The organism is Rubrivivax gelatinosus (assembly GCF_004340905.1).
GTDB classification, from domain to species: Bacteria; Pseudomonadota; Gammaproteobacteria; order Burkholderiales; family Burkholderiaceae_C; genus Rubrivivax; species Rubrivivax gelatinosus.
Genome location: NZ_SLXD01000006.1, coordinates 236,331 through 250,604 on the forward strand (window position 1 = coordinate 236,331; position 14,274 = coordinate 250,604).

At 70.4% G+C, this 14,274-nt stretch carries 9 protein-coding genes; 4 read left to right on the top strand and 5 right to left on the bottom strand.

The window, feature by feature from the left end; translation table 11 throughout:
• Window positions 1-66: 66 nt before the first annotated feature.
• The 4 genes from EV684_RS11515 to EV684_RS11530 all read left to right on the top strand — a co-directional run bounded on the left by EV684_RS11515 (window position 67) and on the right by EV684_RS11530 (window position 7,854).
• Window positions 67-3,549: a hybrid sensor histidine kinase/response regulator gene (locus EV684_RS11515; RefSeq protein ID WP_132647325.1), complete on the top strand. Its 3,483-nt coding sequence runs from the start codon at window positions 67-69 to the stop codon at window positions 3,547-3,549.
• Complete coding sequence (locus EV684_RS11520; RefSeq protein WP_132647327.1) at window positions 3,530-4,498, top strand: response regulator; 969 nt, start codon at window positions 3,530-3,532, stop codon at window positions 4,496-4,498. Before EV684_RS11515 ends, EV684_RS11520 begins: the two co-directional genes overlap by 20 nt.
• Window positions 4,499-4,646: 148 nt before the next feature.
• Window positions 4,647-6,548: an oligoendopeptidase F gene (gene pepF / locus EV684_RS11525; protein ID WP_242478479.1), complete on the top strand. Its 1,902-nt coding sequence runs from the start codon at window positions 4,647-4,649 to the stop codon at window positions 6,546-6,548.
• 265 nt (window positions 6,549-6,813) lie between these two features.
• The gene (locus tag EV684_RS11530) at window positions 6,814-7,854 is read left to right on the top strand and encodes a porin (RefSeq protein WP_132647329.1); all 1,041 of its coding nucleotides are present in this window, start codon (window positions 6,814-6,816) and stop codon (window positions 7,852-7,854) included.
• A 254-nt stretch (window positions 7,855-8,108) separates the two neighbouring features.
• Here the strand turns inward: EV684_RS11530 and EV684_RS11535 are convergent, their stop codons facing one another.
• Genes EV684_RS11535 through guaD form a run of 5 tightly spaced genes read right to left on the bottom strand, consistent with a single transcriptional unit; the run spans window position 8,109 to window position 14,271 of the window.
• On the bottom strand, window positions 8,109-9,275 hold the full coding sequence (locus tag EV684_RS11535; RefSeq protein ID WP_132647331.1) for a BMP family ABC transporter substrate-binding protein: 1,167 nt from the start codon (window positions 9,273-9,275) through the stop codon (window positions 8,109-8,111).
• 48 nt (window positions 9,276-9,323) lie between these two features.
• Complete coding sequence (locus tag EV684_RS11540; RefSeq protein ID WP_132647333.1) at window positions 9,324-10,250, bottom strand: ABC transporter permease; 927 nt, start codon at window positions 10,248-10,250, stop codon at window positions 9,324-9,326.
• A 7-nt stretch (window positions 10,251-10,257) separates the two neighbouring features.
• On the bottom strand, window positions 10,258-11,337 hold the full coding sequence (locus EV684_RS11545; RefSeq protein WP_132647335.1) for an ABC transporter permease: 1,080 nt from the start codon (window positions 11,335-11,337) through the stop codon (window positions 10,258-10,260).
• Window positions 11,337-12,842, bottom strand: a complete 1,506-nt coding sequence (locus tag EV684_RS11550; protein ID WP_132647337.1) for an ABC transporter ATP-binding protein — start codon at window positions 12,840-12,842, stop codon at window positions 11,337-11,339. Before EV684_RS11550 ends, EV684_RS11545 begins: the two co-directional genes overlap by 1 nt.
• Window positions 12,843-12,846: 4 nt before the next feature.
• Window positions 12,847-14,271: a guanine deaminase gene (gene guaD / locus EV684_RS11555; protein WP_132647339.1), complete on the bottom strand. Its 1,425-nt coding sequence runs from the start codon at window positions 14,269-14,271 to the stop codon at window positions 12,847-12,849.
• Between the last annotated feature and the right edge of the window lie 3 nt (window positions 14,272-14,274).

Consider the following 14,274-nt stretch of genomic DNA (forward strand, 5'->3'; position numbering starts at 1 on the left):
GGGCGGATTCCTCTGCAAGTCCGGCGCCATGTCAAGGCTGGTGCGCTTCTTGATTGCCGCAGCCCGATGAGCCCGCCGGCCGACACCGCTGCCGCCCCCGCCGAAGCGCCGCAGCGTGTCGTCAAGACACGCCGCGACTACAACGCCTGGGTCGCCAGCGAGACCATCGAGGACTACGCGTTGCGTTTCACGCCGCGCTCGTTTCGCCGCTGGAGCGAGTGGCGCGTCGCCAACACGGCCTTTGGCGCCGCGTCCTTCCTGATCCTCGAAGCCGTCGGCGCGACGCTGCTGGTACAGCACGGCTTCGTCAACGCGGCGCTGGCGATCCTGGCCACCGGCCTCGTGATCTTCCTCGCCGGCTGGCCGATCAGCGTCTACGCCGCGCGCCACGGTGTCGACATGGACCTGCTGACGCGCGGCGCCGGTTTCGGCTACATCGGCTCGACCATCACCTCGCTGATCTACGCGAGCTTCACCTTCATCTTCTTCGCGCTCGAGGCGGCGGTGATGGCCTACGCGCTGGAGCTGGCCTTGGACATCCCGCCGGCGCTGGGTTATCTGCTCTGCGCGCTGGTCGTGATCCCGCTGGTGACGCACGGCGTCACGGCGATCAGCCGGCTGCAGGTCTGGACCCAGCCGCTGTGGCTGGCGATGCTGGTCGTGCCCTACGTCTTCGTGTTCCGCGCCGAGCCCGGGCTGCTGGCCGGGCTGTCGGCCTATGGCGGCGAACACGGCGTGGCGGGTTTCGATGTGCTCGCCTTCGGCGCCGCGACCACGGTCGGCATCGCGCTGATCACGCAGATGGGCGAGCAGGCCGACTACCTGCGTTTCATGCCGGAGAAGGTGAGCCGCCACGGCTGGCGCTGGCACCTGGCGGTGCTGGCCGGCGGCCCGGGCTGGGTGCTGCCGGGCGTGCTGAAGATGCTCGGCGGCGCGTTGCTGGCCTATCTGGCGATCACGCGCATGGTGCCGCCCGAGCGCGCCGTCGACCCGAACCAGATGTACCTGGCGGCCTACGAGACCGTGTTCTCCGACTACGGCGTCGCGGTCGCGGTGACGGCGGCCTTCGTGCTCGTCTCGCAGCTGAAGATCAACGTCACCAACGCCTATGCCGGCTCGCTGGCCTGGAGCAACTTCTTCTCGCGCCTGACGCACGCCCACCCGGGGCGCGTGGTCTGGATGGTGTTCAACACCGGGATCGCGCTGGTGCTGATGGAGATGAATGTCTTCCAGGCGCTGTCGCACGTGCTCGGGCTGTACGCCAACGTGGCCATCGCCTGGATGATGGCGGTGGTGGCCGACCTCGTCGTCAACAAGCCGCTGGGCTGGTCGCCGCCGGGCATCGAGTTCAAGCGTGCGCACCTGTACGACATCAACCCGGTGGGTGTCGGCGCGATGGGCATCGCCTCGGCGCTGTCGGTGGCGGCGCACCTGGGCGCCTTCGGCGAGCTGGCGCAGGCCTATTCGGCGGCGATCGCGCTGGTCACCGCTTTCGTCGCCTCGCCGCTGATCGCCTGGGCGACGAAAGGCCGCTACTACCTTGCGCGCACCAGCACGCTGCCGGCCGGCAGCATCCCGATCGTCGCCGAGCCGGCCGCCGCCGATGGCCGCTACGCCCGGCTGCGCCACCGCTGCACGGTCTGCGAACGCGAGTACGAGACCGAGGACATGGCCTTCTGCCCGGCCTACCAGGCGACCATCTGCAGCCTGTGCTGCACGCTGGACGCACGCTGCCACGACCTGTGCAAACCGCAGGCCAAGCTGATGGCGCAGTGGCGCGCGCTGCTCGCGCGGCTGCTGCCGGCGCGCATGGCGCCGCAGCTCGACGCGGGTCTCGCCGACTACCTGCTGCTGATGGGCCTGGTGACGCCGGCGCTGGCGCTGGTGCTGGGCATCGCCCACCGCCAGGCGCTGCGCCTGCTCGGCGACCAGGCCGCGGCGCTGGGGCCGACGCTGGCCCAGGGGTTCGTCAGCAGCTTCCTGCTGCTGTGGATCGCCGCCGGCGTCGGCGTCTGGTGGGGCGTGCTGGCGCACCGCAGCCGCGCCGCGGCGCAGGAGGAGTCCAACCGCCAGACGCTGGCGCTGCAGCGCGAGATCGAGTCGCACGCGCGCACCGACGCCGCGCTGCAGGCCGCACGCGAAGAGGCGGACCGGGCCCGCGGCCACGCCGAGTCCGCCAACCGCGCCAAGAGCCGCTACATCACGACCATCAGCCACGAGCTGCGCACGCCGCTCAACAGCATCCTCGGCTACGCCCAGCTGCTGGAGGAGGACGAGGCGATGCCGGCGCACCGCCGCCAGGCGGTGTCGGTCATCCGCCGCGGCGGCGACCATTTGCTGAGCCTGATCGAAGGCACGCTGGACATCGCGCGCATCGAGTCGGGCAAGCTGGCGCTGGAGGTGCGCGCGATGCGTTTTGCCGACGGCCTGGCCGAGATCGCGCGCCTGTTCGAGCTGCAGGCCGCCGGCCGCGGGCTGGCTTTCCGCTTCGCGGTCGACGGCCGGCTGCCGGCCGTCGTGCGCGCCGACGAGAAGCGGTTGCGCCAGATCCTCATCAATCTGCTGGGCAACGCGATCAAGTTCACCCAGGCCGGCCAGGTGACGCTGCGCGTCGCCCACCAGCGCGAGATGGCGCGTTTCGAGATCGCCGACACCGGCCCGGGCATGACGGCCGACGAGCTGGCGCGCGTCTTCGAGCCTTTCGAGCGCGGCTCGGCGGCCAGCGGCCAGTCGGTCGGCTCCACCGGCCTGGGGCTGACGATCGCACGCATGCTCTGCGAGCTGATGGGCGGCGAGATGACGGTGGCCAGCACGCCCGGCCAGGGCACCACCTTCCGCATCCGGCTCTTCCTGCCCGAGGTGGCGGCGGCGGCGCCCGAGGTCGACGCGCTGCGCGCGCGCCGCGTCGGCTACGAAGGCCGGCGCCGGCGCGTGCTGGCGGTCGACAACGAGGAGGCCGACCGGCGCCTCGTCGCCGACCTGCTGCAGCCGCTGGGTTTCGAGGTCGAGGGCGCCGCCAGCGGCGAGGCCGCGCTCGAACGCCTGGCCGCCGGCCCGCCCTGCGACGCGGTCTTCATGGACCTGGCGATGCCCGGCATCGACGGCTGGGAGACGATCCGCCGGCTGCGTGCGGCCGGCCACACGATGCCGCTGGCGGTGGTCTCGGCCAACGCCTTCGACAAGAAGCTGGACAACGACGTCGGCCTGCCGGGCGAGGACTTCCTCGTCAAGCCGGTGCGTGTCGGCGAGCTGCTCGACTGGCTGGGCGCACGCCTGGCGCTGGTCTGGCGCGACGGCGCGCGCGTGCCGGAGCCCGCGCCGCCGCCGGCCGACGCGCCGCTGCCGCCGCCCGAGCTGCTGCGCCCGCTGCGCGACGCGCTCGCCCTGGGCCACGTGCGCGGCGTCGCGCGCCAGCTCGACACGATCGAGGCCGCCGACCCGGCGCATGCGGGTTTTGCCGCCCGCATGCGGCTGCTGGCGCGCCAGTTCAACTACGACACGATGAACGACATCCTGGACAAGGCCCTCGATGAACCCCGCGCCGCCTGATGACCCCCGCGGCGGCGCCGACGTCGTGCTCGTCGTCGACGACGTGCCCGACAACCTCGCGCTGCTCAACGACGCGCTCGACGAGGCCGGCTACACCGTGCTCGTCGCGACGTCGGGCGAGGCGGCGCTGGCGCTGGCCGCACGCGCCCAGCCCGATATCGTGCTGCTCGACGCGGTGATGCCGGGCCTCGACGGCTTCGAGACCGCGCGCCGGCTGAAGGCCGACCCCGAGACGGCGCCGATCCCGATCGTCTTCATGACCGGGCTCACCGAAACCGAACACGTGGTCGCCGCCTTCGGCGCCGGCGGCATCGACTACGTCACCAAGCCGATCCGCCCGCGCGAGGTGCTGGCGCGCATCGCCTCGCACCTGCACCAGGCGCGCAGCCAGCGCCAGGCGCGCAACGCGCTCGACGCCTTCGGCCACGCGACGATGGTCGTGCGCGAGCGCGACGGCCGCCGGCTGTGGCAGACGGCGCTGGCGCGGCGCATGCTGGGCGAGCACTTCGGCGGCGAGGACACCGACACCCCGCCCGAGCTGATGGCCTGGGTCGCACGCGAGTCGCTGCGCCGCCGCGCCGGCGCCGAGCCCGCGGGCCTGACGGTGGCACGCGGCGCGCGGCGCATCAGCTTCATGCTGCACCCGATGCCCGATGAGAGCGGCGAGCCGGTGCCCGGCGAGTGGCTGGTCGTCATGCGCGAGAGCGACGACGCCGCGATCGTCGAGGCCATGTCGCTGTCGCTGGAGCTCACCGCGCGCGAAGCCGAGGTGCTGTACTGGGTGGTGCAGGGCAAGGCCAACCGCGACATCGGCGACATCCTCGGCACCAGCCACCGCACCGTTACCAAGCACCTGGAGCACGTGTTCCAGAAGCTCGGCGTCGAGACCCGCACCGCCGCCGCGGCGCTGGCGATGGCGCGCGTGAAGCAGCTTGGTCGCGGGAACTAGGCCGTTCGTCGCAACGCCCTTGACCCGGCGCTCGCCCGGCTTCAACACTTTGCGACTCCGCCGGGCCGACCCCAGCCGCCGCTCCCGGTTCCGATCCACCGCAGAATCCCCGTGCGGCCGTCGAGGTCGCGCCCTCCCCACCTTGAAGATGCACACCTTCGTCGCCGGCGCCGTCTGCGCCGCAGCCGTCTCGATGGCCGCCACCGCGATGGCCGCCAAGCCCGCCAGCCGCGTGCGCGCCGAGATCCCGGCGCAGTACCGCTGGGACTTCAGCCCGATCTACGCGAACTGGGACGCCTGGGAAGCCGGCATGCGCGAGATGGACCAGCGCATCGACGCCTTCGCCAGGCTGCAGGGCACGCTGAAGAACGGCCCCGACGCGGTGCTCGCCGCCTACCGCGCCTACGACGAGATCGGCCAGCTGCAGTACCGCATCTACCGCTACCCGCAGCTGCAGCGCGACACCGACACGCGTGACCAGAACGTCGCCGGGCGCTTCCAGCGTGTCGGCGCGCTGTTCGCCAAGTTCGACGCCGCCAGCGCCTGGTTCACGCCCGAGCTGCTGACGGTGCCCGAGGCGACGATGCGCGAGTGGCTGGACAAGACCCCGGCACTGAAGCCCTACCGCTTCCCGATCCTCGAGAACTTCCGCCGCCAGGCGCACGTGCTCGACGAGAAGGGCGAGCGCCTGATGGCGCTGGCCTCGCGCAGCAACCGCGCGCCCAACGCGATCTACAGCGAGCTCAGCACCTCGGACATCAAGTTCCCGACGATCCGCCTGTCCGACGGCAAGGAGCTGACGCTGTCGCCGGCCAACTACCAGGCGCTGCTGTCCGACAGCACGGTGCAGGCCGACCGCGCCGCCGCCGCCGCCGCGCACGTGGGCACCTACGGCCAGACCGCGCACACCTACGCCGCGATCTACGAGGGCATCCTGCAGCGCGACTGGTTCGTCGCCCGCGCGCGCAACTTCCCGACGACGCTGGACGCGGCGCTGGACGAGAACGCGATCCCGCGCCAGGTCGTCGAGACGCTGATCGAGGTCGCGCGCCAGGGCACCGGCCCGCTGCAGCGCTACGCCAGGCTGCGCCAGCGCCTGCTGGGGCTGCCCAGCTACCACCTGTACGACCAGTTCGTGCCGGTGTTCCGCAGCGACAAGACCTGGCCCTATGACGAGGCGCGCCGCCAGGCCACCGCGTCGATCGCGCCGCTGGGCCAGGGCTACGTGCAGCGCTACGAGAAGGCCATCGCCCCGGGCCGCGTCGACGTCTACGAGAACGAAGGCAAACGCAGCGGCGCCTACAACGCCGGCGTCTACGGCGTCGGCCCGTACATGCTGCTGAACTACAACGACACCCGCGACGCGATGTTCACCTTCGCCCACGAGGCGGGGCACGCGATGCACACGGTGCTGTCCACCGAGCACCAGCCCTACGCGACGGCGGACTACACGATCTTCGTCGCCGAGGTCGCGTCGACGACCAACGAACGGTTCCTGCTCGAGCACCTGCTCAAGCAGACCACCGACCCGAAGGAGCGTTTCCTGCTGCTGCAGGAGGCCGTCGACGCGATCGTCGGCACCTTCTACACGCAGGTGCTGTTCGCCGACTTCGAGCTGCGTGCGCACCAGCTCGTCGAACGCGACGAGCCGGTGACCACCGAGGTGCTGAACAAGCTCTACGCCGGCCTGCTGAAGGAGTACTGGGGCGACGCGATCACCCACGACGAGTTCTACCAGTACACCTGGGCGCGCATCCCGCACTTCTTCAACTCGCCCTATTACGTCTACCAGTACGCGACCTGCTTCGCGTCGTCGGCGCAGCTGTTCAAGACGATGACCGAAGGCCCGAAGGCCGGGCGCGAGGCGGCGGTCAAGCGCTACCTGGAGCTGCTGTCCTCGGGCGGCAACGACCAGCCGATGAAGCAGCTGCAGAAAGCCGGTGTCGACCTGACCCAGCGCCAGACCGTGCAGGCGGTCGTCGACCAGCTCGACGAGCTCGTCACGCGCATGGAAGCCGAGGCCGCGAAACTGCAGTCGACAGCCAAGTAAGCCGGCGCTCCCTTTCTGTCCAGGCCGCCCTCCGGGGCGGCTTTTTCATGGGTTTGCGCGATTCGCTCTGGTGCATCTGCGCGGCTGTGGTGCCTCGCCCACGCCCGTGGCAATGCCCTGCGGGAAAACCCCGGTCGGCGTCACGGGTATGTCACACAATGGCGCCCGGACCGCGGACTTGTATACAGACGCGGCATAACGCTTGCTTCCGCACAAGCCGTTTTCCTTCTCTTTCTTCCTTTCACCATCCGTTCCAGGAGTCTCCATGTCCCGTTCGCTGAAGGCCGCTGCCGGCGCCGCCGCGCTGCTGTGTGTCGGCCTGGCCCATGCCCAGTCCACCGTCAACATCTACGGTCTGATGGACGCTGCCGCCGGCAGCTTCCAGATGGCCGGTGCCGAATCGACCAGCAAGGTCCAGAGCGGCAACATGACGACCTCCTACATCGGCTTCAACGGCAGCGAAGACGTCGGCAACGGCCTGAAGGTCACGTTCGCGATGGAGCACTTCCTGCAGGCCGATGCCGGCACCGCCGGCCGCTTCGTCGGTGACCGCTTCTGGGCGCGCAACGCCTACGTCGGGCTGGCGACCAAGTACGGCGAGTACCAGTTCGGCCGCACGACGACGACGATGTTCGTCTCGACGCTGATGTTCAACGCCATCGGCGACTCGTTCGCGTTCTCGCCCAGCATCCTGCAGGTGCTGACCCCGCAGACCACCAACCGCCCGGCCGGCGCGCAGATGCTCGCCTGGTACGGTGACACCGGCTGGAGCAACTCGGCGCTGTTCAAGAGCAAGAGCTGGAACGGCCTGAGCGTGAACCTCCAGGCCAACCTCGGCGAGGGCGGCGCCAACGCCTACGGCCGCAACGTCGGCGGCAACGTGCTGTACATGAACGGCCCGCTGGCCGCGACGGTGTCGTACTCGAAGGTCGAGAACGACGTCATCGGCGCGCCGGCCGGCTTCGAGGACCAGCAGACCAAGCAGGTCGGCGCCTGGTACGACTTCGGCGTCGCCAAGGTCTTCGGCCAGTACACCGCGGTCGACACCACCGCGGCGGTCGACACCGGCACCGACATCTGGGGCCTGGGCGCCTCGATCCCGCTGGCCGGCGGCAAGGTCCTGGCCCAGTACGGCCACGCCAAGGAAGACGGCAACGCGGTCGAGAAGACCAACAAGACGCTGACCCTGGGCTACGACTACAACCTGTCCAAGCGCACCGAGGTCTACGCGATCTACATGCAGGACAAGGTCACGGGCTACGACACCGGCGACACCTACGCCGTCGGCATCCGCCACAAGTTCTAAAACCCTGGCGGGGGCGCCCGCCTAGGTACCTCAGCTTCAGCGGCACCCCCGGGTGCCGCTTTTTTTCGCCCGTACCAAACAAAAAAACAGCCACCGGGCGAACCACGGTGGCTGTCGATTTCGTCCCCTCTGGGGACAGACCGCCGCAGGCGGTCAGGGGAGCGGCGGTGTTAACGCGCCTGACCGGATCCGGGTCTCCCGGTCCGGTCAGGTTGCCCCCCTCGGGGGGGCGGCCGCAAGGCGGCCGGGGGCTCTCACTTCCCCGTAGGAACCTTGCCCTCGACCCCCTTGACGAAGAAGTCGATGCCGCCCAGGAACTTGTCGTCCGCGGCCTCGTCCTTCTTCAGCACTTCCTTGCCGGCGTTGCTGACGATCGGGCCCTTCCAGATCACGAAGCTGCCGTCCTTCAGGCCGGCCTTGACCTCGTCGAGCTTGGTCTTGGTCTCGGCCGGCACCTTGTCGCTGATCGAGACGATGTCGATCGCGCCTTCCTTGACGCCCCACCAGGTGGCCGTGCCGCCGGTCCAGCTGCCTTCCAGCGCTTCCTTGGTGGCCTTGATGTAGTACGGCGACCAGTCGATGATCGCCGAGGCCAGGTGCGCTTCCGGCGCGTAGGCCGTCATGTCGCTGTCCCAGCCGAAGGCGAACTTCTTGTTCTTGGCCGCGGTCTGCAGCACGGCCGACGAATCGGTGTTCTGGAACAGGATGTCGGCGCCGCCGTTGATCAGGCTTTGCGCGGCTTCGGTTTCCTTGGGCGGGTTGAACCACTCGTTGACCCAGACCACCTTGGTCTTGATCTTCGGGTTCACGCTCTGCGCGCCCAGCGTGAAGCTGTTGATGTTGCGGATGACCTCGGGGATGGGGATCGAGCCGACGACGCCCAGCGTATTGCTCTTGGTCATCGAGCCGGCGATGACGCCGGCCATGTACGCGCCCTCGTAGGTGCGGCTGTCGTAGGTGCGGATGTTGTCGCCCTGCTTGTAGCCGGTGGCGTGCTCGAACTTCACGTCCTTGGCGTCGGCGGCGACCTTCTGGATCGGCTCCATGTAGCCGAAGGTCGTGCCGAAGACCAGCTTGTTGCCCTGGCCGATCAGGTCGCGGAACACGCGCTCGGCGTCGGCGGCCTCGGGCACCTTCTCGACGAAGGTGGTGACGATCTTGTCGCCGAACTCGGCCTCGAGCTTCTTGCGTGCGTTGTCGTGCGCGAAGGTCCAGCCGCCGTCACCCACCGGGCCGACGTAGGCGAACGCGATCTTCAGCGGTTCGGGCTTGGCCGCAGCAGCCGAGGCCGGCGCCGACGCCGGTTCGGCCGCTGGTTGCGCCGCTTCTTCCTTCTTGCCGCAGCCGACGAGGGCGGCGGCCGCCGCGAGCGTGGACCAGCCGGCCAGCTTCAGCAGCGAGCGCTTCGATTCGAAAGACATCGGTCTTTTCTCCAGGGGGTGAGGAAAGCGGAAATTATTGGCCCGGCTTCAGGAGCCGGGGAAGAACGGTTTGCCGAGCGAGGCCGGCATGTTGACCCGGATCCACGCCGGATTGCGGGAGATCAGCACCAGCACGACGATGGTCGCGACGTAGGGCAGCATGCTGAGGAACTGGCTCGGGATCTCGACGCCCTGGCTCTGCAGGTGGAACTGCAGCATCGTGACGCCGCCGAACAGGTAGGCCCCAAGCAGCACTCGTGCCGGGCGCCAGGTCGCGAAGGTCGTCAGCGCCAGCGCGATCCAGCCCTTGCCGGCGACCATGCCCTCGACCCACAGCGGCGTGTAGATCACCGACAGGTAGGCGCCGGCCAGCCCGCAAAGCCCGCCGCCGGCGACCACGGCCGCCAGGCGGATCTTGCGCACCGGATAACCCAGCGCGTGCGCCGACTCGGGCGACTCGCCGACCGCACGCAGCACCAGCCCGGCGCGCGAGCGGTAGAGGAACCAGGCCAGCGCTGCGGCCAGCACGATCGCCAGGTAGACCATCGGGTGCTGGCGGAAGAAGGCCGGGCCGACGAACGGGATGTCCGACAGCAAGGGAACCGCGAACGAGGGCCGCTCGCCGAGCTTGCCCTGCACGTAGCCGATGCCGACGAAGGCCGAGAAGCCGGCGCCGAACAGGCTCAGCGCCAGGCCGCTGGCGTACTGGTTGGTGTTGAGCCAGATGACGAGCAGGCCGAACAGCGCCGCCAGCGCCGCGCCGGCGCCGATGCCGGCGGCAAAACCCAGCCAGTCGCTGCCGGTGTGCATCGCGGTGGCGAAGCCGGCGATCGCGGCGACCAGCATCAGGCCTTCGGCGCCGAGGTTGACGATGCCGGCGCGTTCGTTGATCAGCAGGCCCAGCGCGGCGATCGCCAGCACCGTGCCGGCGTTGAGCGTCGCCGCGATCAGCAGGGGGAGGGTGGTGAAGTCCATCGCGGTCTCAGGCCTTGGCGCGCACCGTGTGCCACCAGCGCACGCGGTAGTGGATCAGCGTGTCGCAGGCCAGCAGCGTGAACAGCAGCAGGCCCTGGAAGACGCCGGTCAGCGACTTGGGCAGGCCCAGGCGCGACTGCGCCAGTTCGCCGCCGATGTAGAACATGCTCATCAGGATCCCGGAGAAGACGATGCCCACCGGGTGCAGGCGGCCGACGAAGGCGACGATGATCGCGCCGAAGCCGTAGCCGGCCGGCACGTACGGCGTCAGCTGGCCCAGCGGCCCGGCCGCTTCCAGCCCGCCGGCCAGCCCCGCCATGCCGCCGGACAGCAGCAGCGAGGTCCACAGCGCGCTGCGCGACGAGAAGCCGGCATAACGCGCCGCCGCCGGCGCCAGGCCGCCGACCTGCAGCTGAAAGCCCCGGTAGGTGCGGAACATGAAGGCCCAGAAGCCGACCACCGCGACGAGTGCGATGACGACGCCGATGTTGGCGCGCAGGCCGTCGACGAGGCGCGGGATCCTGGTCAGCGCGTCGAAGGTGATGGTCTGCGGGAAGTTGTAGCCCTGCGGATCCTTCCAGGGGCCGTAGACCAGCCAGCCGAGGATCATCTCGGCGACGTAGACCAGCATCAGGCTGACGAGGATCTCGTTGGCGTGGAAGCGGTCGCGCAGCGCGGCGACGACGCCGGCCCAGACCATGCCGCCGAGCACGCCGGCGAACAGGATCACGACGACGATGCCGCGGCCCATCCAGGCCAGCGACGGCGCCTGCATCGCCACCCAGCCGGCGGCCAGCGCGCCGACGACGAACTGGCCCTCGGCGCCGATGTTCCAGACGTTGGAGCGGTAGCAGACCGCCAGCCCCAGCGCGATCAGGATCAGCGGCGTCGCCTTGACGCTCAGCTCCGACAGCGCGTACAGGTTCTTCACCGGCTCGACGAAGAACACCTGCAGCCCGCGCACCGGATCCTTGCCGAGCAGGACGAAGAGCACCACGCCGATCAGCACCGTGATCGCCAGCGCCAGCAGCGGCGAGGCGATCGACATCCACTTCGACGGCTCGGGCCGTGCCTCGAGCTTCAACATCAGGCCGTCTCCCGCGGCGCCCACAGGCCGCTCATCCATTCGCCGATCTTCTCGATCGTCGCCTCGGCGACGGGAATCGACGGCGACACGCGCCCCTGGGCGATGACGATCAGCCGGTCGCTGATCTCGAACAGTTCTTCCAGCTCCTCGCTGACGACCAGCAGCGCGCAGCCGGCGTCGCGCAGCTTCAGCAGCTCGCCGCGGATCAGCGCCGCGGCGCCGACGTCCACGCCCCAGGTCGGCTGGCTGACGACGAGCAGCTTGGGGTCGGCGTCGATCTCGCGGCCGACGATGAACTTCTGCAGGTTGCCGCCGGACAGGCTCTTGGCCGCCGCGCCCGGGCCGCCGGCCTTGACGTTGAAGCGGCGGATGATCTTGTCGGCCAGCGCCGTGACGCGCGCGCTGGGGATCCAGCCGGCACGCGACACCGCTTCGGTGCGCGTCAGGAGCGTGTTCTGCGCCAGGCTCAGCGTCGGCACCGCGCCGCGGCCCAGGCGCTCCTCGGGCACGAAATGCAGGCCTTCGTGGCGGCGCTTGCGCGCGCCGTGGTTCGCGATGTCGCGGCCGAAGAGGCGGATGCTGCCGTGCGGCGCACGCCGGTCCTCGCCCGACAGCGCGGCCATCAGCTCCTGCTGGCCGTTGCCCGAGACGCCGGCCACGCCGACGATCTCGCCGGCGCGCACGTCGAAGCCGATGTCCTTCAGGTCGACGCCGAACTGGTCTTCGCGCGCCAGCGACAGGCCCTTGACCGCCAGCACCACGTCGCCGGCCGGGCGCGTGCCGTGCTGCAGCTGCGGCGGCTCGGCGCCGATCATCAGCCGCGACAGGCTGGCGTTGCTCTCCAGCGTCGGGTCGACCTCGCCGGTGACCTTGCCGCCGCGCAGCACCGTGCAGTGGTGGCACAGCGCGCGGATCTCGTCGAGCTTGTGGCTGATGTAGAGGATGCTGGTGCCGCGCTCGGCGAGCTGGCGCAGCGTGACGAAGAGCTTGTCGACGGCCTGCGGCGTCAGCACCGAGGTCGGCTCGTCGAGGATCAAGAGCTGCGGGTCGGTCAGCAGCGCACGCACGATCTCCACGCGCTGGCGCTCGCCGACCGACAGCGTGTGCACCGGGCGCTGCGGGTCGACGTCCAGGCCGTAGGTGTGCGCGACTTCGGTGATGCGGCGCGCCACCTCGGGCAGCTTCATCGCCTTGTCCAGGCCCAGCCAGACGTTCTCGGCGGCGGTCAGCGTGTCGAACAGCGAGAAGTGCTGGTAGACCATGCTGATGCCCAGCGCGCGCGCCTCGGCCGGGCTGCGCACCGTCACCGGCCGGCCGTTCCAGCGGATCGTGCCGGCGTCGGGCTGCACGGCGCCGTAGATGACCTTCATCAGCGTCGACTTGCCGGCGCCGTTCTCGCCCAGCACGGCGTGGATCTCGCCGGGCTTGACGCGCAGGCTGACGCCGTCGTTGGCACGGACCGCGGGGTACTGCTTGGTGATGCCGTCGAGTTCGAGGCGGTGCATGGACTCAGGAGTGCCGCGAACGGACGTCGGCGCCGTCGGCGTGTTGGGGGTCTCGTGGATCGGGACGGGCCGCAAGCGCCGTGCCAATGCTGACATTTTGAAGCATGCGGCCGCGTTCGAAACGCGGCACGCCGGCCACCCAGGTGGCGGCGACGTTGCGCTCGTCGGCCAGCGTCATCCAGGCGAAGACGCGCGCGTGCAGGTCCTGCGCCGGCAGCGTGGCCACCGCGCCGCGTGCCACCGCGTCGCGGTGCAGGGCGGCGGCGCCGTGCGCCCAGTCCCAGGCGACGACGTCGGCCGCAGCGCCCACGTCGAAGTGGCCGATCTCGGCGCCCAGGCCCAGCGCCTCGGCGGCGCCGCGCGTGGCGGCGTGCAGCGCGCACCAGGCGGTGAGCCGCGTGCCGCGCAGCGCCTGCACCTTGTAGCCCTCGGCCAGCGTGCGCTGCATCGACAGGCTGGTGCCGCCGCCGACGTCGGTGGCGATCGACACCTTGTGGCCGTGGTCGACCGCCGCCTGCCAGTCGAACAGGCCGCTGCCGAGGAACAGGTTGCTCGTCGGGCAGAACGCGATCTGCGCGCCGGTGTCGGCGAGCAGGCGGCGGTCCTCGTCGTCGAGCCAGATGCCGTGCGCCAGCACCGAACGCGGGCCCAGCAGGCCGTGGCGGTGGTAGACGTCGAGATAACTTCGTGCCTCGGGGAACAGGCGCGCGACCTCGGCGACCTCGTCGCGGTTCTCGGCGACGTGGGTCTGCAGGTACAGGCCCTCGTGGCGCGCCAGCAGGCGGCCGGCCATCGCCAGCTGCTCCGGCGTGCTGGTGATCGCGAAACGCACCGTCACCGCGTAGGCGTTGCGGCCGCGGCCGTGCCAGCGGGCGATCAGCGCCTCGTTGTCGCGTTCGGCGCCGGCGACGTCGTCGGTCAGCGCCGGCGGCGCGCCGCGGTCCATCAGCACCTTGCCGGCGACGAGGCGCATGCCGCGCGCGCTGGCGGCGGCGAACAGCGCCTCGGCGGAGGCCGCGTGCACTGTCGGGAAGACGACGGCGCTGGTCGTGCCGTGGGCCAGCAGCGCGTCGAGGAACAGCCCGGCACCGGCGGCGGCGACCTCGGGGTCGGCAAAACGCTGCTCGGCCGGGAAGGTGTAGGTGTCCAGCCAGTGCAGCAGGCCGGGGCTCCAGCTCGCGATGACGTCGAGCTGCGGGCAGTGCACGTGGGTGTCGATGAAACCCGGCATCAGCAGCCGGCCGCTGTGCTCCTCGCGCCGCCAGTCCTCGCCGGGCGGCTCGCGGCCGGGCAGGGTGCCGGCGATGCGGCCGTCTTCGATCAGCAGCCAGTGGTCGGGGCGCCAGCGCACGCCGTGCAGCGCCGGGTCGCCCCAGCCGGGTGTGGCCTCGAAGTCCAGCAGGTCGCCGTGCAGCGCGAGCTTGTTCACCGG